The sequence below is a fragment of the Tateyamaria omphalii genome (assembly GCF_014651375.1).
GTDB classification, from domain to species: Bacteria; Pseudomonadota; Alphaproteobacteria; order Rhodobacterales; family Rhodobacteraceae; genus Tateyamaria; species Tateyamaria omphalii.
The window spans coordinates 145,226-166,967 of the sequence record NZ_BMWT01000002.1; the positions used below are offsets into that span (position 1 = coordinate 145,226).

Consider the following 21,742-nt stretch of genomic DNA (forward strand, 5'->3'; position numbering starts at 1 on the left):
GAGGCAATGCTCATCCGACGGGTCGCCGTTTTGCGTGAATGCGCGGCAGTGTTGCGACCACGTGTCCAGCGACCTAGGATTTGTACATGATGCCAATCCTCATCCTCGCCGCAGGCGCTGCGTCACGTATGCGCGGCACCGACAAGCTGTTGGAAGATGTGGGCGGGCAATCCCTTCTGGCCAAGCAAGTAAAAGCAGCACAAGCCGTGAGCACTGATGTTCGCGTTGCACTGCCACCGGCACCCCACCCCCGATACGCGATTGTCGAACGTCTTGGTGCGCGTCCTGTTGAGGTGTCAGACGCCGCCGAAGGAATGGGTGCTAGCCTGCGCACGATCTTTGCCACGCTAGGACCCCAAGTTCGGTACGCTATGCTTTTACTGGGAGACTTGCCCGACATTACTGACCATGACTTGCGCACCGTGCAAAAGGCGGCGGAAACCCATCCTGAGGCATTGATCTGGCGCGGGGCAACCGAGAGTGGGCGTGGCGGGCATCCGATCATTTTTGATCGAATGCTGTTCCCCGCTTTCGATCAGCTTTGCGGGGACGATGGCGGACGCGACATCGTCAGACAGGCAGGTAACCGGGTGCACATGGTCCCGCTGCCTGGTTCGCGTGCGCGTCTTGACCTCGACTCACCCGAGGATTGGGCTGCGTGGCGCGCAGCACGCCATATCACCTAAGACGATTTACGAGTGTGTGCGCTTCGTGCTGCTTCAACGACAATCGTGCCGAGCTGTATGTATCGAGCCCGGCCAACGTGTCGAGTTCGGGGAACAATGTCAGGATTTCCCGCCGCTGCTCGGCACCGATCCCGCGTAGCGACTGATCGCCCGGTTGGAAGCTTTCAGACCATGCACCCTCTGCCAAGACAACTTCGTGCTGATCAAACATCAGGTGCAAATAGCTGACAGAGCCGGTCTGAACCTGATCCACTCCATCCAAGCCGGTCAGATGCTTGGCGGCAATCAACACTTCGCGTTCCTGGAACATAAGTTCGGCCAAATCCGATTTAACCAGCATACGGTGCTGTGGCGACACAAGCATATCGCGATCAGGCAGCCCTTTGCCGAGCGCACCCGCACGGATCAACACCGGTTGGAACGCGGCATTCATACGCATTTCGTCGGGCATCAGATCGCGGCGGCCGACCCAACGCAGGGTCTGTGCGCCGTTGTCACGGGTAATGACCTTGTCACCTGATTTCAGCTTCTCTACTGCAATCTCGCCCCTTGGCGTTGCGATGCGCGTACCCGGAGTGAAACAGATAATGATCTGCTCGATCTCGGAATAAGTGACGCGGCGCGCCACGTTTCCATTGTCGTCCAACAACTCAACGGTGCCGGATTCTGAACCTGGACCATCCGGCAGAACATTTGCCCGCACACCGGACAGGTCCAGAATGTCAATGTCGGTCCCATCTGCATCTTCGCCGCCAACGATGTTGTGATTGCCCAGACCATCAAAGGCAAAGCGGTCAGAGCCGGTTCCGCCCTGCGCCTGATCGTTGTCTGGACCAAGCGTGATCAGGTCCTCACCTTCGCCACCCAACAAAGTATCGTCACCGGTTCCGCCTACCAGCGTATCATTGCCGGCGCCGCCAATCAGCTCATCCTGACCCTGACCGCCATCCAGCACATCATTGCCTTCACCGCCGTCAATCTCGTCGTCACCTTGCCCCCCCAACAAGCTGTCATCACCACCTTGGCCAAAGATAACATCCTGGCCCGCGCCACCTTCAATTGTGTCATCCCCGGCATCGATTGGTGTCACCACGACATCGTCGATCAGGTCCCCAGAGAAAGAGAAACCCGAGTTCGTGTTCCGTGCTTCAAGCGTGAACTCAATGAATTCGCGATTCTCGAATGAAGCCGAGAACCAAGCATCCTGATCGCTCGGATTATTCTGTTCGGTCCCGGCGGCGGTGACCGTGCCACCGCTGGTCGTGACATTCAACGAAGTGTCGGCATCAGTTGCAAATGCAGTAAAGCTGCTTGCATCAATTGTGACGGCCTCTTGGTCGCCGGGACTGTTGCGATCCAGATCGTTGACCGTTGCGGTCGAGTTCAGAGCGACGGGTGTGCCGGTCGTCGCATTCGGGCTGTCGGGGATAAAGAATTCCATACGGAAGCTGGCGGTGTCGCCAGTTCCGTTCCCATTCATCAGGATTTCCGAACCGTTGCCACCCGATAGATCGACACGCAGGTTCGGGTCAGACTTGGATACCAACACGATCCGAGCTGAAACCTGAGTGCCATCCTCCAACTGAGCAACATTGCGATATACGGCAGACGTACCCGGCTGCGCACTGTTGTCCGCGTTGTCTCGTGTCACGAGGTTGTTGATGTCGATGACCAACGGCGTTGCATCGTTTCCGGGTGCGGTGCCTTCGCCCACATCCCCAAACAACGTGTCGTTGCCATCACCACCTAGAATGCTGTCGTCGCCACCTTCGCCCGACACCAGATCCTGACCGTTGAAGGCTTGGATCGTATCGTCTTCGTTCGTTCCCTGCAGAGTGTCGTTATTCGACGTTCCATTGATATTGGCCATGGCAGCTGCCCTTCATATCTGCACAAAATGAAAGGGGTCATGAACTGCCCCCACAGACCAACACCCAGACTCCGGTTTTAATTCAAAGCTGAACCAAATTCAGGGGGAAAAACTGAAGGATAGTAAACCTGCACACTATTCGCGCACAAAGATGCTGCAACGCAGCGCCATACGCCTCCGTAATGGAAACAATTTGGCAGTATTATCCATATTGAACACAGAAAACGGGCGCACCCCCCAATGCCCCGTCTTCTGCGCCCTCGCGAATCATCGCGAGGGGCTGCACCTGTCTCTCAGCACTGTGCCGAATGCTCAATGCGAGAGCAGATGCGCTTCGTGTTTCTTCAAACTCCGACGCGCTGCAGCGTAAACACCCGATTCTTCGGCATTTTCCAACTCGGGGAACAGCTCCAGGATTTCATTGCGCTGTGCATCATCCATAGCGTTCAACGTCATGTCACCCGGCTGGAAGCTCTCGGTCCATGCGCCATCGGACAAGATGACTTCATGCTGATCAAACATGACGTGGATGTACGTCGTGCCCGAAACATCAACGACATCAATGCCGTCCATGAAGGTCAAATGCTTGGCGGCCACCAGCACTTCGCTTTCATCGAAATAAAGTTCCGTCTTGTCACTGGCCATCAAGACCCGGTGCTGTGGTGACACAAGCATATCACGCTCTGGCAGACCGCGGCCAAGCGCCCCGTTCTGGATCAAGACGGGGCGAAGATGCTGTGCACGGGCAAGCTCTGTGCCAGACATCTCACGACGACCAACCCAACGGATTTCCTGAATGCCGTTGTCGCGGGTGATCACCCGATCACCAACATTCAGGTCCTCGATCCGGCGCTCTCCCGTCGGTGTCGCAATCAGCGTGCCCGGCGTGAAACACGGAATAACCTCTTCGATATCCGTAAAGGTCAAACTGCCTGCAGGGTCACCATTCTGGTCGAAATAGTTGACGACACCGTCGAAGCCGTTGCCGTTGTCATCCGGGTTCGTGAACACGACCTGCAGCGACCCATTGTTCGGAGCGGAGCCCCGCAAATCCAAGGTATCAAAGTCGTCACCGCCGCCGCCGCCTTCAACAACTTCACCGGAAGCGACATTGACAAAGAGATCACGATCATCGCCGCCACGCATGATGTCGGCACCACCGTTGCCACCATCGATCGTGTCATTCCCGGTCCCACCGTCAATCACATCGTCCCCGGTTGATCCGAGGATCGAGTCATTGCCCGCGTCGCCGCTCAGCGTGTCGTCACCGGTGCCACCGTCGATGACATCGTCACCGTCGCCACCAGACAGAACGTCAGCGCCGTTGCCACCTAAGATAGTGTCGTTGCCGTCGCCCCCGTCTACGGTGTCGGCCTGACGGCCACCATCAATGAAATCATTGCCTTCACCGCCAAGGATTGTGTCATTGCCCTGACCGCCCAACAGGCTGTCATCGCCGATGCCACCGTCGATCAGGTCGTCGTCGATCTCACCGTCGATGGTGTCGTTGCCCTCTTCACCAAACAGCTCGTCATCGTCATCGGCGCCAAAGATCAGGTCGTTGCCTTCGCCGCCAAACACAGTGTCCAAGCCATTGTCTGGACGCGGATCCGCCGGGAAGATCGGGTTTGATCCGTCATCCTCGATGTTCAACTGGTCCAGACCCAGATCGGGGTCGTTGCCTGCAAAAATGGTGTCGTCCCCGACACCGCCTTCGATCAGGTCATTGCCCTCACCGCCCACGATGCGGTCAAAACCTTCATCGCCGGAAATCTCGTCGTCATCGATGCCGCCATCGATGACATCGTTGCCGGTACCCCCAACGATGGTGTCCGCGTCATCTCCGGTGCTGATCGTGTCGTCACCCGCGCCGCCATCCACAAAGTCGAGGTCGTTATTCGGATCATCATCAGCGGGGAAACCAAAGGGGAAGCCCGGCACAGGCGTGCCATCGTCGTTGGGGAAACCCAGATCCGGCGCAATGTCACCATTGCCCGTCTCGATCAGATCATCGCCGTCACCACCATCAACAACATCATCCCCCTGACCCGCGATGACGGTGTCGTTGCCGCCGCCCGCTTCGATGATGTCATCATCCGCGTCTTCAGGATCGTTCGAGAAGATGTTGTCGCCATTGTCGACCATATCCCCTTCGGGATCGTCCACGTAATTCTCGTCGATCAGCTCGCCGTCGTCGCTGCCTTCTACAATCCCGTCCAACGGGTTCGGCTCGACCGTCACGGTGACTTGGGCGCTGTCAAAGCCACCGTTGTCGTCCGTGATGGTGTAGTCGATGGTCGCGTCGCCCTCGAACCCGTCATTGGGTGTGAAGGTCAGCGTTCCGTCACCATTGATGACGACGTCCCCATCGGGCGAGGTCGCGTCGGTCACCCGCAGCGCATCGCCATCCACGTCCGTGTCGTTTTCCAGCACGGGAACGGTGACAGCCGTGTTGAACGGCGTCGTTTCGGCATCGTCCACCGCCTCGGGCGCATCATTGACCGGTGTCACCTCAATGACCAGCTCAGCCGTATCGGTCCCACCGTTGCCGTCTGCAATCGTGTAGGTGATCGTCGCGGTGCCGTTGAAATTCTCAGCCGGCGTAAAGGTGATCGTACCATCAGGATTGATGTCAGCTTCACCTTGCTCTGCCGGAACCACGGCGGAGATCACGGTCAGATCATCGCCATCGGCATCACTGTCATTGCCAAGCACATCAACGGTGACGGGGGTATCTTCCTCGGTCGTTTCCCCGTCATCTGCGGCAACAGGACCATCATTGACCGCACCAACAGACACAACAGCTTCGCCGGTGTCTTCGCCACCATTGCCATCAACAACCGTGTACGTGATCGTCGCCGGACCGTTGAAGTTCAAAGCAGGGGTAAAGGTCACGGTCCCGTCGCCATTGTCGACAACCGTGCCCTCAGCCGGATCAACGCTCACGGATCCGATGCTCAGGTCATCACCGTCCACATCCGTGTCGTTGCCCAGCAGGTCCACGACTACGGCGACGTCCTCGTCCGTGGTTTCGATGTCGTCCACAGCCACCGGATCGTCATTGACCGGGTTCACGGTCACTGCAACTTCGGCAGCGGATGTCCCACCATGACCGTCAGAGATTGAATACGAGATCGTCGCATCGCCATTGAAGTTCTCGGCAGGTGTGAACAGCAGCTCATTGCCGACAATCTCGACCGTGCCCTGATCGGCGGGCACCGATGCGCCGGTGATGGTCAGATCGTCGCCATCCAGATCGGTGTCATTGCCCAGAACGTCGATGGTCACCGGCGTATCTTCGTCGGTCTCCGCCACATCATCATTGGCCGTCGGGCCATCATTGACCGCGCCCACGTTGACGATGGCCTGACCATCATCCGTCCCACCTGCGCCGTCCGACACGGTGTAGTCGATGGTTGCGGTCCCGTTGAAGTTCGGCGCCGGGGTGAAGGTTACCGTACCGTCCCCATTGTCAACGACTGCACCCTGATCAGCAGGCACAGACACCAACGCCAGCGTCAGGTCATCACCATCCACATCCGTGTCATTGCCCAACAGGTCGATGACAACGGTCTCGTCCTCCATCGTGTCCGCCAGATCATCAACAGCGACAGGATCATCATTGACCGGATTGACAGTGACCACGACCTCGGCCGTGTCAGTGCCACCATTTCCGTCCTCGATGGAATAGGAAATGGTCGCATCGCCATTGAAGTTCTCAGCCGGGGTGAACAGCAGCTCGTTGTTCACGATCTCGACCGTGCCCTGATCCGCAGGCACCGATGCACCGGTGATGGTCAGCGCATCGCCATCCACATCCGTGTCATTGGCCAATGCGTCGATGGTCACCGATGTGTCTTCATCCGTGCTGATCGTATCGTTGACCGCATCAGGTGCATCATTGACCGGGTTCACGGTTACGTTGACGGTTGCCGTATCTTCGCCGCCCTGATCATCCGTGATGGTGTATGTGATCGTTGTTGGGCCGTTGAAATTCTCATTCGGCTCAAAGGTCAGCGTGCCGTCGGGGTTGATAGCGACCATGCCATCCGGCGACGTGGCTTCGGTCACGCGCAGTGCATCACCATCCGGGTCGCTGTCGTTGCCCAGAACAGCGATATCAACGCTGCCGTCCTCATCAACTTCTGCTGCGTCATCAACAGCTTCTGGGCCACGGTTGATCTCGTCGCCAATGACCTCTTCAATCTCGGCAAAGGTCAGGGTCAGCCCATTTGGATTGCCATCAGCATCCACAAACACGACGGTGCCATTTATGCCGTTGCCGTTGCTGTCCGGCGTCACGTTGTCCAGAAAGAACGGACCCTGCCCCGTCAGATCAAGCACGTCACGGTCGGTATTGTCCGCCGGGTCGGCGCTAAAGCCACCAGCTCCGCCGTCAACTTCGTCACCCGCTCCGGCAAAAATTGTGTCAGCGTCGTCGCCACCGCTCAGCAGGTCCGCGCCGGTCCCACCTGAAATGACGTCATCGCCCTCTTCGCCAAAGATCATGTCGCGGCCAGCGCCGCCATTCAGTGTGTCATCACCGGATTGACCGTGGATCCAATCGTTGCCCGTGCCGCCATCAACCGAGTCGTCACCGGAGCCCATCCAGATTTCGTCATTGCCTGTACCACCAAAGCCGGTGTCATCGCCGGATCCGCCGATCAGGACGTCGTGCCCAGCACCACCATCCAGAACATCATTGCCCCGACCACCTTCAAGGCGGTCGTTGCCATCGCCACCGACAAGGCTGTCACTGTCATCCTCACCGCGCAGCGTGTCATTGCCACCTTCGCCGAAAATGGTGTCGTCACCATCGCCGCCTTCCAGGGTGTCATTTCCGTCCGCGCCATCATCCACGACGGGCGCATCGAAATAGACGTCGGTGATGTTGATACCCGAGTTATCGCCACCATCCTGATCATGTTCGATCACGATGCGAGCCACCGGCCCCGGAATGCTGACCAGCAGCGAATACTCTTCTGACGTGTCCGGCAGATAACCGCCATTGCTGTCCGCCGTGTCGTTGCCAGCAACACCATCGGTGTCCAACAATGTCAAATTGCTGCCACCCTCCAGATTAACGATGATCTGCTGACCGTTGGCGTCATAGGCCCGAACACGCACCACACCATCGCCGTCAATGTCGTTAATGCGGAAAGAAACATCATCTACCGGCGCCGAGAATTCAAGCTGGTAGTCCGCTGAATTTCCATTTCCATTCAGAACGTTGTCAAGCGAACTGTTGTTATCGACTGAATTGCCGTCACCGTCGATGTTCTGGACATTCTGGGTATCATTGGACTGGATCGTACGGGACGCCCCGGATTGATTGAGGACCGTAAAAGACACTTCAACATTGCCGGTGTCCTGCGTGAAACTGCCAAGGTTATTGCCATCACCGAAAGGCGATTTTTCCCACTCGAACACTTCACGTTCGGACACCCCTGCACCAGGACCGGCGTAATTACTGTCGCCAAAGATGACATCGTCACCGGCGCCGCCATCGGCACTGTCATTGCCACTGCCTGCATAAACTTCGTCATCCGCACGACCGGATTCGATGGTGTCGTCTCCACCCAGGGCATCCACGATGTCATCATCGCGGTCTTCGCCGGGCAGGATCTGATCGTTGGCATCAATGCAATCGCCCTCGGGGTCTTCGTCATAGGCGGCATCAATCAGATTGCCTTCGTTGTCACCTTCGACAACGCCATCAAGACCCGAGGTGTCGAACACAAGGTTGTCGATGGCGCCCGACCCCTTCAACTCGACTTCCATGCGCGACACACCGGACACATCGAAATCAACGATCAATTGACCGTTGTTGTCCGTCCCGTCGATAGTGACCTTCTCAATCTCGTTTCCGTGGACGTCGTAGAAGCGCACGTAGGCACCTTCTTCGACATCCAGAAAGGTCAGGCGGTTGATGGCAGACGGTTCATCAAAGACAAAGCTGATGGTTCCGCCGCTTGCGTTGTCATCCGGGTCATTGCTGTCGCCGTCTTCCGAGATGATCAGCGCATTGCCCAGATTGGTCGTCGCCAGATCACCGTCTTGGCCTGTTGGCTGGGCGGTGTTGAACACCATTGCCCGATTTGCGCCACCGGAGGCCGAAATCGTCACACCCTGGGTGGTGAACTCGTTGTCAACAACAGTCCCAGTTTCAAGGGCGTTGAAATCAATGAACTTGGTCATGCGTCAGACCTCCTAGGCGTGGTTGCGCGCAATACGCAACGCGACCGGAACAATTGCACTGTGAACGGAGGGTTTGGGCGCCATGGGTGCAGCAGCATGACAAGTGACTGCCGTCGTTGGCGTCAGCTGTCTGGGTGTTGGCCACATGGTTTGTCTCCATCAATCACTCACTCTTCACCCAAGACGAAGCGACGCACCTGTAGGTCGGGCGATCCGCATACACGCCTGAACAAATGGAGGAAAAATGATCGGCTACGACACGCAAACCGGTACCGGTCTGGCAAACGCATCTCAAAGCGGTTGCTCAGCAGCGCAGCGAACACACTCCCCGCATTTTTCAATGCGTCTTGTGCGGTCGCCCCCTTGACCTAATGACATCGCCCCCCAGTTGGGCAACTTTGTTCTTACGGTCACGTTTGATGCAAAAAAAGGGAAAAATGTCCGAAAAGTGGCGGTACATATGCCAACAGATACACACATTCCCCCATTGGGTGAATTTTTTTACCACCATCAAGTGAACCTGAAATCGTAATATACGCATATGTATGGGCGGATGTTCGCCTAAGCTACTGTAGAAAAACATTTAAAGTGCATTCACGCGTGTTGACGAATTCGCCTTTTAGTTCGACTGATCACGGCTTTTAACCATAGATAGTTTTGCCGTGTTTTCGCCAGATTTTGTGGTTTGCATGTTCACGAACCGCGATCAATGGTCAAAAAGATACCATAATGATGCGATCTGACTGACAAGGTCGCCGCGCACCACGAATCGCTTCGTATTTGTTAACCACAATGCGATGCAACGCCGCGCTCTCTCGGCTTCCAAACCGCTTCGAAAAACAAGACTTCGCCTTGGCTCGGCGTAAATGCGATGTCAGTTCTTAAAGGCAATAGCGGGACGAAACATCAACCAGACAGGTTTGAGCACACCGTATCCGGCCACCCAAAACTACAGAAATATTCAGAGGCTGGTACCCAAGGCCGGACTCGAACCGGCACGCCCGCAAAGGCGGGGGATTTTGAATCCCCTGCGTCTACCATTCCGCCACTTGGGCCTCAGGACTGTCGGATACCGAAGTGCTGCGGCAGGAGCAAGCGCAAAGCGACTTGACCTCTCTTCTCCTGCGTGGTCTGCCGCCTCGCATGATAAAGCGACTGTATGACTGGACCATGGGATGGGCCAATCACCCGTACGCGCTGTGGGTATTGGCTGTTGTTGCGTTTGTAGAAAGCTCGGTCTTTCCGATCCCGCCCGACGTTCTGATGATCCCTATGATCCTCGCCGCGCCACACCGCGCTTGGCTCATCGCCGGTGTGGCCCTCGTCGCCTCGGTTCTCGGGGGGGTGCTTGGCTATGCCATTGGTGCGCTGGCCTTCGAAACCATCGGACAACCCATCCTCGCAGCCCTTGGGAAAGCGGACGCGATGGAAGCGTTCAACGCACGCTTCAATGATTTCGGCTTCTGGGCCGTCCTGACAGCCGGTGTAACCCCCTTCCCTTACAAGGTTATCACCATCATGTCCGGCTGGACTGGTATGCCGCTGGCCACGTTCATGGCCACGTCTGTCCTTGCCCGGGGTCTGCGCTTTTTCATCGTTGCAGGACTGCTTTGGAAATTCGGTGCACCTATTCGTGATTTCATTGAGCGTCGTCTGGGGTTGATGTTCATATTGTTCATCTTGCTCCTGGTGGGGGGATTCTTGGCCGTGGGGGCTCTATGAAACGGCAAAACCTTATCATGCTTGCCACAGGCGGCTCGGTTGCATTGCTTCTGGGGGCGTTTGCCTTCCAGCACCTGGGCGGTCTGCCACCCTGCAAACTGTGTATCTGGCAGCGCTACCCGCATGTAGCGGCAATTGCTCTTGGTGCATTGGCGCTATTTATTCCCCTCCCCGTTCTCCTCAGCTTGGGTGCGATCGCAGCGCTCAGCACGGCAGGTGTCGGCGCCTACCACGTCGGTGTTGAGCAAGGTTGGTGGGAAGGACCAACCAGCTGCTCTGCCGGCGCCGTGGACAACCTCGACCCGGATGCCCTATTCGACCAGATCATGGCCGCACCCCTGATCCGTTGTGACGAGATTGCATGGCAATTCGCGGGGCTCAGCATGGCAGGATGGAACATGGTTCTGTCGGCAGTGATCGCAGGAATTTGGATCTGGGCACTCCGCGTCAGGCCGACTTCCGAGTAGACAGCAGCAAGGACGTCTCGCTCGCCACCACGCCATCGAGCTTCCTGATCCGGAAAAGCACCTCATCAAACTGCTCCAACGTGTCGGTGCCAATTTCGACGATCACGTCCCACCGACCGTTCGTCGAGTGCACCGCCCGTATCTCTACCATACCCTGCAACTGGCGAATGATGCGTTCGGTGCCCCTGCCTTCGATCGCGATCATCATGAGGCCGCGCACCGGGTCACGCGCAGCATCAGCGCGTAGGACAACAGTAAAGCCCAATATGTCGCCGCGTGCCTGCAACTTTTCAATCCGGGATCGCACCGTTGTTCGCGACAATCCCAAACGGATGGACAGGTCAGATAGAGAAGCGCGTGCATCATGACGCAGCGCAGCAATCAATCGATTGTCAGTTTCGTCCACACAAACCTCCGTTTTGGCCAATCACGTTTCGATACGGTCAAAGTGACAGCTTGTCTACGACGCGATTTGGGCAAATCTCTGTAACCACAGCGACGAGGTGCAGAATGGAAGCCAGAACAATAGAACTAATCGGCGTACCAATGGACAGCGGCAAGCGCCGCCAAGGTTGTCTGATGGGCCCAGATGCATTGCGTACGGCAGGACTGTTGCAGGCCTTGGCTGATCTTGGCCATTCTGTTTCGGATCGCGGAAACGTCTCACCGGCCGCGTTCACCGAAGACACGTCGGGACGGTTACACGCGCTGCAAGAGACAATCGCCTGGACCCGCACCTTGTCAGACGTTGCTCAGGGCGTGCCCGCAACATCCGTCCCGATTTTCATGGGTGGGGATCACGCGCTGGCTCTGGGAACCGTCCGCGGGGTGGCGAATGCCGCAGCTCAGCATGATCGTCCCCTGTTTGTCCTATGGCTCGATGCGCACACCGACTATCACACGCCGCAAACCACAGCGTCGGGTAATTTGCACGGCACCCCCATGGGATATGTTACGGGACGGCCCGGGTTTGAGGGGTTCCCCGAGATAACCCACCCGATACGGCACGATCACATTGCGATGCTTGGGCTGCGCTCTGTCGATACAGAAGAACGCGCGGCCCTCGAACCAAGTGATGTCACTTACATAGACATGCGCCACATCGACGAACACGGAATTGCGACACCGCTGGCCTCCTTTCTTGATCGCGTGGCCCAAGCAGATGGTCTTCTACATGTTTCACTCGATGTCGATTTTCTGGACCCATCTGTCGCGCCAGCGGTCGGTACGACTGTTCCCGGTGGCGCCACGATCCGCGAAGCGCATTTGGTCATGGAGATGATCTGTGACAGTCGGCTCATGACCTCGCTTGATATCGTAGAGCTAAACCCGTTTCTGGATGAGCGCGGGCGCACCGCACAGTTGATGGTCGATCTTGTTGCTTCTGCGTTTGGTCGCCGTGTCTTTGACCGCCCCACCCGCGCGTATTGAAAGGAAAAATGATGACACCTTCGGAGAAGGCGCTCGTACCATTTGTGTCGGTCGACCATATGATGCAACTGATCCACCACATCGGCGTGCGGAACATGCTGCGCGGGCTCGCATCCTACATTGAGGACGACTTCAGACGGTGGGAGCTGTTCGACAAAACGCCACGCGTCGCCAGTCACTCTGCCGAAGGGGTCATCGAACTGATGCCCACGTCGGATGGCGAAACCTACGGATTCAAATACGTCAACGGTCACCCGAAGAACACGGCTGAGGGGCTGCAAACGGTGACGGCCTTTGGGCTTTTAGCTGATGTAGACACAGGCTATCCCGTGCTTCTGACCGAGATGACGATGCTGACGGCTCTGCGCACCGCAGCGACATCCGCGCTGGTTGCGCGGACGTTGGCGCCCAGAGGGGCCAAAACGATGGCGATGATCGGGAACGGCGCGCAGTCCGAATTCCAGTCCATCGCCATGCAGGCAATTGCCGGAATTGATGAAGTACGGCTCTTCGACATCGACCCGGCCGCCACGGCGAAATGCGCCGCAAACCTCGCCGGATCTGGCCTGAAGATCACGGCGTGCAATACAGCCGAGGATGCTATCCAAGGCGCACAAATCCTCACCACTTGTACCGCGGACAAGGCCTATGCCACCATCCTGACGGACAACATGGTTGGTGCTGGCGTGCATATCAACGCCATTGGCGGTGACTGTCCCGGCAAGACGGAAGTCGCGCCGGCGATCCTGCGGCGTGGCGACATCTTCGTCGAATACCCGCCCCAGACCCGGATCGAAGGCGACATCCAGCAACTCGATGATGACCACCCAGTGACCGAGATCTGGCAGGTCCTCACCGGGCAGGCGCAAGGCCGCACATCAGACAAACAAATCACGATCTTCGACAGCGTCGGGTTCGCGATCGAGGATTTCTCAGCCCTGCGTTTTGTCCGCGACCGGATCGAAGAAACGGAATTTTATCATCCGCTGGACCTTTTGGCGGACCCGGATGATCCGCGTGACTTATTCGGAATGCTGACAAGGGCCAAAGGCTAGAAACCAATGCGACCATAGCAGCGGCATTTCGCACCATCCACCGTGGACCGACTAATTCACACTGCAGGATCAATGCGCACCCTTGGGGTCAGCCCAAAGGATGCATCTATCGTCGCGCAAGCATTGGCAAGATCACGCCCCAACGCGTCTCTTCCGGCGGCCCAACAACTTCGAAGCCCAGTTTTTGATAAGCATTTATCGCACGCTGGTTTTCCGGGTGCGGGTCGGTGGCTATGACGGGTGCTCCGTTGTTGAACAGGTCTTGCATCCGCGCGGCGATAAAGGCCGGACCATGGCCGAGGCCAATATACTCCGGGTCACCGATATACTGATCGATTCCGCGCGAGTGATCGGGGAGGTACGCAAAGTGATGAGCACGCCATCCATGCACGGTATAATCCTGCATGTACGCAAAGGGGCATCCATCAAGCGAAACGATCCACCGAGAAACCCGAGGGTCGTTTAGCTGTTCTTGAGTGTGCGGTTCTTCCGCCCCCCACCACTCTCGCACATGAGAATGAGACCGCCATTCCAATAGCAGATCAACGTCATCCATCGTCACCCGACGAAACGCGTACTTGTTAGGAGTCATCATTTGGCCGTTTTAGCACCCTGTCTGACTGCCAGTCACAATTCAATGTGGCATCCGCCCTCGCGCATGGACATAAAGTCAGCTTTGCAGCTTCAATCGCTCAGAGACACATTCGGCATTTAATGATCTGAACATCGGCAGAACCATGCCTAAATCTGTGCACTATCAAGAAACCGGATCATACGCTCCCGGCCTCGCTTGACACACCCGAGCAATCCGTCAAATCTGCAACTTGCTGGGGTACTGACCGAACCAGATCGGCGCCAGAACACCTGAGCGCATTGAATTTACTGTATTTTCAACAAACGCATCTCTTCCCGAGAACGACGTACGAGTCCGTGCGCAAACATCAAGGTCAAAAAATGTTCTTCAAGAACCCTCTTGAGAAGTACGCATCTTCTCTGTCCAAAAACTTCACACGAGCGATCAACGGCCCCTATTTTTGCAAGAGCCTTAAGGAGATATCAAAGGCCGGTTACGACGATATCGCAATCCAACCGAGCAGCGAAGTTTACTTGGTCGGGAAGCGTGACGAAACTGAAGAGCGGATGTTGAATGCGACGTTGTCAGACGATCAGATTTTCTATCGCGAGAACGGTTATCTCATAAAACGCAACTTCATTCCCGATGAACTGATTGAAGAATATATGGATCTTCGCGAACGGCTCCAGCTCGGTGACGCAGGCTTTGGTACTCCTGTCAGCTATGTCGAACATCCCGAAATCAGGCGCATCGCATTGTACCCGAAACTGGTTGAACTGTTTCGCGACCTTCACGGTATGGATATGGGCCTCTTGGTGACGCACACACGCCATCGGTCAACAGAACGTGGGTGGCACCCGGACGGCTATCTCGACGCTCAAGATGCGCTACCACGCGCCGGCGTCTGGTTCGCTCTCGACGACATTGATCCACGCTCAGGCCCGTTTGAATACATCGCTGGCAGCCATCGATGGAAAATGGTCAGCAACCAGATGCTGAATACCTTCCTCAAACCCGAGTACCGATGGCCGCAGGCACATTTCGGAGCGAAAAAGGGTGAGTTGACCTGGGGTGGTATTGTCGAGGCCATTATAGACCCGATTGTGATGAAGAAGATCGAGCAAGAGAACCTGGTCGTCGAGTCTTTCTGCCCCGCAAAGGGAGACATATTGATCTGGCACGGTCGTCTGATCCATCGCGGAGCCGTACCAGAGATACGTGGTTTGTCCCGCCCTTCAGTTATTGGTCAATACGTACCTTTACACGAAAAGGGACGCGGCATGTTCATGCGTAACTCAGGTGGTGGCTTCTTCCTTGTCAGGCCGGCCCTTTACGACGCAGTGAAATTCTAATCCTTCCCGATGATTCACGCCGGCTATCTCAGCCTCACCAGCTTTTGGGAGGCGTGTAACCGAGTTCTTCAACTTCGCGCCGGATTCGATCAACTTCGGGGCCAAACAAGTCTGGAAAGAAGTCCGGCATTGGGCGTCGGGGAGACACGTTGACCTTCCTGACCAACCGTTCGGCCGGATACTCAAATGCATCGACACCAAGAAAACCTTCCAGCGTCGCAAGTGTGTCATCAGTCCGGTCAAAGAGATCTTCATAGAACTGCACATGCAGCATATCCGTTCCGAGCCCATTGGTCATCTTCCGAAGAGCGTGCCCATATTCGCAATTGTCCCAGATAAATGGTCGCTTTGCGAACGCCCAGAATTCTTCAGGGGTCCATGTATCAAGTGCAGTCGCTTGACCAGTGACCTCAAGATGGAACTTGATGTGGCTCCATAGGCGATCAAGCGGATCGCGCATGGTGAAAAGCACTCTCAGCTTTTCAGATCTGTCGGCAATTTCGCCCCAGGCATGAGCGGGTAGCAAAGCGTGGAAGTTTGAAAAATCACAGCTATACGCTCCGGCGCGTTTCAGACGGAACAAGTTGGCATACCACGTGTCATCAATCGGGTCGCTGAAATAGTCACCCAGGAAAAGCATTTGGTGCCTGACCCGACGAATATTCGAAGCCTCGGGATCGATCCGGGACAGAACACGTGCTTGCGCATTTTTCATTCTGCGCTGGTTGCTCAGAATTCCCTTGTTACCGTACTTGTAGTGAAAGTAGTGCAGCTCTTTCTCAGGTGTAAAATGCAGCTGCGGGTGGGTCTGCAAGACCGAGTAAAGCCACGTTGTGCCACACTTTGAGGCTCCAACACTGAGAAACAGTGCTCCAAATGGTCGATCACTCACAATGCTGACTCCTTGTTTTGTTTGTGCAAAAGACGCTTCTGAACAGCGTTCATTCCGCTCTTCAGAGCACCCCCCATCAGCAAGTCCTCCCAACGCCCAAACTTGCCCACAAGGTGGACGTCAGAGTCAGCAAGTACGCTGCGTACACGTGCCACAAAATCGGAAGTTTCGGAGTTCATGTAGATTGCCGAATGTTCCACATGCGCTGTGTCCGAGAAGGTAAGTTGCGCATCGGATGAAAGCATGCCCAGTTCGATCAACTGATTTAGGGTCTGCCGCGGATTTGCAGTTGATTTCATACCCATTCCCGGCGCGTGGTTCGTCTCAACCATCAACAGCGTCTCGTCTGTCGGGCAGCATCGGTCCGAGTATGCGGACAAAACAGTCAAGCGATGAAAGGCAATTTTTTGCGATGCAATCCGTGCAAAATCGTAATCCTGAGCCCATTTCTCGCGAACTGCTAGATAGGTCAGCTCAGAACTGGAGTAAGGCAGAGCATGCTTGATCTCGTCCGGATCGAAAGGGCATTCTTCCAAAAGGTTCAACAGCTCTGGAAGCGGTAACGAGGAATAAAGCGTCGCATACCGAACGCTTGATCCATCCGAAAGATATGCTCTCTTTCTTCTTAGCGATAAACCAACCAGTTTGGTTCCAAACCTCAAGCGGTTCTGATCCAATCTTTTCAACAGGCACTTTGACAGCGCCCCGACGCCCACATCAACCGGATAGAGATAGGACGCTTCGCCAACTTTCGCCTTGCGTGCCGGTTGCACTCTTGGGTTCCACCTGGGCGGTAGCGTTTCAAGGTCAACGCACAGGCGTTTGCGGTCATATGGAACCAAAAATCGCATTGCGACATTGGGTCCGAAGGTTTCAATCAAATGCGATACGTAATTTGACTTGCCCGTTTTCGGTACGTCGTTCGCAGACATATTGGGAAGTGCGTCGATGTTGTCACTCAACGGCAGGTGCACCGGGACCGAGCGCCCCTCAACTTCGCAAAAAAACACGCTGCGCGAGCTGTGTTGCCGAAGCTCAATTTCTTCATTCAAATCCATCCACTGCAGCAAACTTTCGTCAAAATCCAGCATGATATGCGGTCCGAAATCGAGCCGATAATGCGAGACGTTGTTGCTTTGTGACCAACCCCCTGGAATGTGTTGTGCTTCGACCGCGAACCAGTTTTGCCCCGCTTCATCCAGTGACTGCACCGCGCCGATGCCACTCATCCCCAGGCCAACTACGAGGCGAATACCGTCGCTTCCCATGCTTGAGGTGGTCAAGGACGGTTCATTTGACATGAAGTACCTCATCATAGACATCGCGCAAGTCGTGGTATTGCTCCGCAACTGACCTCAGCGGCGTTGGTGATGGTGATTTTTTGTACCGAGCCGGATCACGATCGAGAATGCGCAGCAAGCCAACCAAATCGTCTATGCTTTCAGTTGCGAACGTGTACCCATTGATACCAGGGACTATAGGGTCGCCAGTGGCCCCCAAGTCAGATGCCAGCAACCAGCATCCAGCTTGAATTGCCTCTCGCGAAACCAAGCTGAAGCTCTCGGGCCAAAGGGAGGGAACTACGACAATATCCGCGTCGGCATAGAGAGTTTGCGTTTCCCCTTCCCGTACGTAGCCGATGGTCTGAACGTCGGTACTACCCCACAGGCCAGACCGACTGAAGCCCTCGCGACGTGCATGGTCTACTACCCGAATACTGACATTGGAAAGCTCTGCTTTCCTCACTGCCGCGCGCAGGAAATGATACCCCTTCCGTGCATCCACGCCTCCCAAGTACAAGAGCCTCGCTTTATCGCTGGGTGTTTTCGACTGCGACGGCACCGGGAACACGCCATTCTCGTTCACTGAGATGTCTTCGCAAAGCCCAGTCGAAAGAAGGATATTCCGAAACGTTTCAGATACCGTAAGTACTCGATCAAATTTGGAAATCGCTGTACGAAGTGCGCCCATGCGGCTGCGTGCAATGGTGGGCTCCTGTGTCGTATAGTCGTAAATAGCCAAATCCAAGTTACTGTCGATCATGAAGAGATCGTCCGCGACCCACCAACCGTCGTGGATTGTCAGTACCGATGGGATACCACGCGCTGCAACGGCCTCAACCAATTCCAGGCCCATCCTCTGGATGCAGTGGAAATGGACCAGGTCGGGCTGAACACGTTCGAGAAAGCGTGTGAACGGGTCCACCACATCGTCACGGCTGACCAGACGCTCCATATCGTCGCGCCACGGACAGGCAACGGCGAAAACGGGAACACCGCGATGGAGCCAGGTTTCATGTCGCTCAGGCTGGTTGTTCCCGACCAGAGAGCAAAACACACCGCAAGGGTCATAGCGATCATCATCAATCATGCAGTCGATGTTGCGCTGCACGACACGCGATGCGCCACCTTGGGATTGTGGTGGAAAGGTCACGTTGACGAACAACACTCGCCGCTGGGTCACTGTACCACTCCGATCTGGTCAAGGATGGTTTTCAGCGCTGCACATTGCCTGTCCGCAGAAAACAGGTGTGTAACTGCGGATCTCGCCTCATTGCCGATACGAGCCCTGTCTGTCGCAACCTGACAAAGACGACTAATCGGCGTCACATAGTCTTCATTTTTCACCAGAAGCCCTGTCGCGCCGTCGTCGACACAACGCGTATATGCGTCCGTTGCAGCCAAAACCGAGGGCACTCCAAGCAAGCTGGCTTCCAACCATTTGATTTCACTCTTACAATCAGTGAATGTGCTTTTTTCAAGGGGCACGACATTGATGTCAAAACCGGACAATGTCGAAAGATAGCTGGCATAGTCCCAGCCGAGTTCGATATGCCCGATGGCGCGACGCGCTGTGTCGTCCAAGTTGCGGTACAGATCGTCAAAGGACCCGCAGAGCGAAAACTGCACCTTGCCGGGAAACGCCTGGGCAATCTTGACCGCCTGCGGCACAAAAACTTCCGCTACATGATCCTTGTGCGATTTGGTGGCCGACCCCACAAAGACCCGAATTACATCAGGGGCATCAGCGGTACGGTCAGGAACAAGTGATTGCATGGCGCTCAGATGCCCAGCGTCGATACCGTTCGGAAGGACAAAGGATTGCCCCGACTGTACAAGCTTTGCCAGGTGCTCCGAGAGGGCGTCGGTGGAGGCGATACCGAAACGGCAACAGCGTGCAACGGCAGCATACAAGAATGGTAGAACTCTCAATTCTGCATACTGATCTTCGTCGATTGCGTTCCCGTAGCTATCGCGTGTTTCGGGGAAAAGCGTCGGATCCAGTATCAAATCGTCGATTTCGAAGACTGTCGGAATGTCCAAGGCCCGAGCTTGGCTCAACAGCTTCAAAACCCCGTAATATGCGGGTGTCCTGTAGCAAATCCAAAGATCAAAAAAGGCACATTCTGCGGCCGCCTTATCAACTTCGGAATGAACGTCAAAGACACAGGTATCAAGACCCAGGCTCGTCAGATACTCCACTTTCTGATCCACGCGGTAGCGCTTGCATTGAGGCAGCGACAGATCAGCCAGGATTCCGATCCGCCTTAGGCGTTGGCGAAGAATTGACTTGCGACCGCGTTCCGGGTTGGATTGGAACCTTGGTATAGCACTCAGAACCGCCGCAAATTCTTTGGACATGTCCTGCTCTTTCGGCATGACTTCGGTCGATCTGGCTAGAGCCTGAAGTGATCTATGCACATCCCTGTGCCAACGGCTGACGGTGTCGTGCCCTTTGTCCAAGGCGAAAGTGGAACCGCATTCGTACCCGAGGGCTCGTTGCGCATGACTGACGGCTTTGCGGTGCTGACCACTGGCCGTGCTTAACGTCGCCGAGTGGTAGTCAATCCAGAATGCGGAAAGCTGGTCGTCGGTTTTGGCAAACGCCATCGCGGAAAATTCAGGATTGTTGGCCGCATACTGACAGCTGAATCTGTCGACCACACTGCTACTGACCCCAGCCTGCTTTAATGTGAATGCTGCAAATGGGACTTGTTGGGATCCGGTTTCATCCAAACTTTCCAGCCGTGCTTCAATGATATTGAGCAGAGCGGTACTCAAATTCCGAGGAGGTCGGAGGCCTTGCTCCAAGCCAGTGGCAATAAAGTGTGCGAACGCTTGGATTTCGTTGAAACCATCGTCGAACGTTGGATTCTGGGCAATGTACCCTGCGTGGTCATACCCGTCGAACACCAGATCGCCGTCACCACAGTGATGTTTCAGGAAATGCGCCAAACTTACGAAAACGTCGCTGCTGCTGTCCGCGCAAGCCCATTCGCATTGGATTTGCAGCGCATTTAATTTGGTGCCGTAAAGAGCCTGGTAGAAGTCCACATCAGGGCGCAGTTCGTGCGAGAACGACAACAATCGCTTGGAGAATTCCTGTTCGAATTGACAGATGGCTTCGGCCAATGTGGTTTGCTTCAAATGCCACTCATCGCTGGCACGAATGTAGCACAGATCCACCTCCCTGTTGGCAAATCCGGGTCGTGCCCAGAAAGGTTTTCGGTGCTTGGACGATCGGCCAGCCAGCCGAATGACCGTACGCTTAGACAGTCTTTGCAAACGGGCTATTCGGCTCACTTGTCGCCGAACAGCGGCGTCCGAACCGAACATACTAAGCAACTCGTCCCAAATTCGCTGGTTCGAAAAAGTGGGCGACGGGGGTCTACCCTCCATCAAACCATGTGACAGGAAGTGCAAAAAAGGGTCCACTGCAGCTGCGGAAATATCCTTGTTTGCCAAAAGATAGTACTCATCGTCAAAAATCAGGTCGACCGCTCGAAAAAGAAGTTCTGTCTGGCGATCCAGCAAACACCGTTTCAGGACTAAATCCACGACGTGCAGTCGAAGTGTCTGCACACGGCACCGCGTTGGTCCACGTGCTGCAAGCGAAGTCCCGTTGATCCAGCTTCTGGCGAACCTCACCGTTCTGAGAAGTGGCATTTTGAGCATTCTAAGTCGTCCTTCAAATGCATGGACAGCGTTCACTACGGAAATCTCGGCACGACCTGCGATACGCGCCTTTCGAACCTCAGGACGAGCGGTTGGCCACGTTCATCATCACGCTGAAACGGTTAATTTGTCGGGTTCAACACGATGAAGCGGAAATAGAAGTGCGAACCAAAGATAGTCAGTTCAAATTCTTGTTGCTTCAATCAGTTTCAATTTCACGCCTGGACCTCAATGCGACAATCCGCGCGGCGGCTACAACAGCAACGGGCAGGCCCCCATGGCCAGCGGATCAAAAACCGCTTCACAAGTGCACCAACGGGCCAAAAGGCCAACCGGTCTATCTCTCTTGACGAGCAATATTGAAGGCTAGGCTTGCAGAAAGCGTGTGCTGACTTTTGATTCAGGACTTGCCGATTTCAGGACACACAAGGCTTAACGTCACAATGCCGAAGACCGCGCAAGCCAGACGCATCTGGCTATGCGAGTGCCCAAACAGTTGAAACCAGTCTTTGTCCACCTTTCATCCCGCTCTGAACAAAA

Annotated in this window: 14 protein-coding genes and 1 tRNA gene; 6 read left to right on the forward strand and 9 right to left on the reverse strand. The window is 55.6% G+C overall.

Features of this window, described 5'->3' with window-relative positions:
- Positions 1–86 precede the first annotated feature (86 nt).
- On the forward strand, positions 87–686 hold the full coding sequence (locus IE087_RS06355) for a nucleotidyltransferase family protein (RefSeq protein WP_189368478.1): 600 nt from the start codon (positions 87–89) through the stop codon (positions 684–686).
- Here the strand turns inward: IE087_RS06355 and IE087_RS06360 are convergent.
- The 3 genes from IE087_RS06360 to IE087_RS06370 form a co-directional block, all read right to left on the reverse strand.
- Complete coding sequence (locus IE087_RS06360; protein ID WP_189368479.1) at positions 679–2,556, reverse strand: Hint domain-containing protein; 1,878 nt, start codon at positions 2,554–2,556, stop codon at positions 679–681. The two genes, IE087_RS06355 and IE087_RS06360, sit on opposite strands and share 8 nt — an antisense overlap.
- Before the next feature lie 312 nt (positions 2,557–2,868).
- Positions 2,869–8,754, reverse strand: a complete 5,886-nt coding sequence (locus IE087_RS06365; RefSeq protein ID WP_189368480.1) for a cadherin-like domain-containing protein — start codon at positions 8,752–8,754, stop codon at positions 2,869–2,871.
- Positions 8,755–9,723: 969 nt separating this feature from the next.
- Positions 9,724–9,809: transfer RNA gene (locus IE087_RS06370), tRNA-Leu, on the reverse strand.
- A gap of 88 nt (positions 9,810–9,897) precedes the next feature.
- On the opposite strand from IE087_RS06370, the gene IE087_RS06375 reads away from it, so the two are divergent.
- Entirely contained in the window at positions 9,898–10,476 is a 579-nt protein-coding gene (locus tag IE087_RS06375) for a YqaA family protein (protein ID WP_189368481.1), read from the forward strand.
- Positions 10,473–10,943, forward strand: coding sequence for a disulfide bond formation protein B (locus tag IE087_RS06380; protein WP_189368482.1), 471 nt, complete (start codon positions 10,473–10,475; stop codon positions 10,941–10,943). The genes IE087_RS06375 and IE087_RS06380 overlap by 4 nt, the downstream gene beginning before the upstream one ends.
- On the opposite strand, the gene IE087_RS06385 is transcribed toward IE087_RS06380, so the two are convergent.
- Positions 10,924–11,349: an Lrp/AsnC family transcriptional regulator gene (locus IE087_RS06385; RefSeq protein WP_189368483.1), complete on the reverse strand. Its 426-nt coding sequence runs from the start codon at positions 11,347–11,349 to the stop codon at positions 10,924–10,926. The genes IE087_RS06380 and IE087_RS06385 overlap by 20 nt on opposite strands.
- Before the next feature lie 104 nt (positions 11,350–11,453).
- Here IE087_RS06385 and rocF point away from each other — a divergent pair, with 104 nt between their 5' ends.
- Together rocF and ocd are read left to right on the forward strand one after the other, a co-directional pair.
- Entirely contained in the window at positions 11,454–12,374 is a 921-nt protein-coding gene (gene rocF / locus IE087_RS06390; protein ID WP_189368484.1) for an arginase, read from the forward strand.
- A gap of 8 nt (positions 12,375–12,382) precedes the next feature.
- A complete protein-coding gene (ocd, locus tag IE087_RS06395; RefSeq protein WP_189368485.1) occupies positions 12,383–13,429 on the forward strand; it encodes an ornithine cyclodeaminase in 1,047 nt (348 codons plus the stop codon).
- 106 nt (positions 13,430–13,535) lie between these two features.
- On the opposite strand, the gene IE087_RS06400 is transcribed toward ocd, so the two are convergent.
- Positions 13,536–14,024 carry a GNAT family N-acetyltransferase gene (locus tag IE087_RS06400; protein WP_189368486.1) on the reverse strand — a complete coding sequence of 163 codons (489 nt, stop codon included), beginning with the start codon at positions 14,022–14,024 and terminating at the stop codon, positions 13,536–13,538.
- 359 nt (positions 14,025–14,383) lie between these two features.
- On the opposite strand from IE087_RS06400, the gene IE087_RS06405 reads away from it, so the two are divergent.
- Entirely contained in the window at positions 14,384–15,355 is a 972-nt protein-coding gene (locus IE087_RS06405; protein WP_189368487.1) for a phytanoyl-CoA dioxygenase family protein, read from the forward strand.
- Between the two features lie 34 nt (positions 15,356–15,389).
- Here IE087_RS06405 and IE087_RS06410 read toward each other — a convergent pair whose 3' ends face one another.
- Genes IE087_RS06410 through IE087_RS06425 form a run of 4 tightly spaced genes read right to left on the reverse strand, consistent with a single transcriptional unit; the run spans position 15,390 to position 21,061 of the window.
- Positions 15,390–16,247: a sulfotransferase gene (locus IE087_RS06410; protein WP_189368488.1), complete on the reverse strand. Its 858-nt coding sequence runs from the start codon at positions 16,245–16,247 to the stop codon at positions 15,390–15,392.
- The gene (locus IE087_RS06415; RefSeq protein ID WP_189368489.1) at positions 16,244–17,548 is read right to left on the reverse strand and encodes an NAD(P)/FAD-dependent oxidoreductase; all 1,305 of its coding nucleotides are present in this window, start codon (positions 17,546–17,548) and stop codon (positions 16,244–16,246) included. Before IE087_RS06415 ends, IE087_RS06410 begins: the two co-directional genes overlap by 4 nt.
- Positions 17,538–18,710 carry a glycosyltransferase gene (locus IE087_RS06420; protein WP_308425442.1) on the reverse strand — a complete coding sequence of 391 codons (1,173 nt, stop codon included), beginning with the start codon at positions 18,708–18,710 and terminating at the stop codon, positions 17,538–17,540. The genes IE087_RS06415 and IE087_RS06420 overlap by 11 nt, the downstream gene beginning before the upstream one ends.
- A complete protein-coding gene (locus IE087_RS06425) occupies positions 18,707–21,061 on the reverse strand; it encodes a glycosyltransferase family protein (RefSeq protein WP_229801293.1) in 2,355 nt (784 codons plus the stop codon). Before IE087_RS06425 ends, IE087_RS06420 begins: the two co-directional genes overlap by 4 nt.
- Positions 21,062–21,742 lie beyond the last annotated feature (681 nt).

Bases quoted from the DNA above. Each gene is read 5' to 3' on its own strand.
- IE087_RS06355 (WP_189368478.1), top strand. From the start codon at position 87: ATGATGCCAATCCTCATCCTCGCCGCAGGCGCTGCGTCACGTATGCGC.
- IE087_RS06360 (WP_189368479.1), bottom strand. From the start codon at position 2,556: ATGGCCAATATCAATGGAACGTCGAATAACGACACTCTGCAGGGAACG.
- IE087_RS06365 (WP_189368480.1), bottom strand. From the start codon at position 8,754: ATGACCAAGTTCATTGATTTCAACGCCCTTGAAACTGGGACTGTTGTT.
- IE087_RS06375 (WP_189368481.1), top strand. From the start codon at position 9,898: ATGATAAAGCGACTGTATGACTGGACCATGGGATGGGCCAATCACCCG.
- IE087_RS06380 (WP_189368482.1), top strand. From the start codon at position 10,473: ATGAAACGGCAAAACCTTATCATGCTTGCCACAGGCGGCTCGGTTGCA.
- rocF (WP_189368484.1), top strand. From the start codon at position 11,454: ATGGAAGCCAGAACAATAGAACTAATCGGCGTACCAATGGACAGCGGC.
- ocd (WP_189368485.1), top strand. From the start codon at position 12,383: ATGATGACACCTTCGGAGAAGGCGCTCGTACCATTTGTGTCGGTCGAC.
- IE087_RS06400 (WP_189368486.1), bottom strand. From the start codon at position 14,024: ATGATGACTCCTAACAAGTACGCGTTTCGTCGGGTGACGATGGATGAC.
- IE087_RS06405 (WP_189368487.1), top strand. From the start codon at position 14,384: ATGTTCTTCAAGAACCCTCTTGAGAAGTACGCATCTTCTCTGTCCAAA.
- IE087_RS06415 (WP_189368489.1), bottom strand. From the start codon at position 17,548: ATGTCAAATGAACCGTCCTTGACCACCTCAAGCATGGGAAGCGACGGT.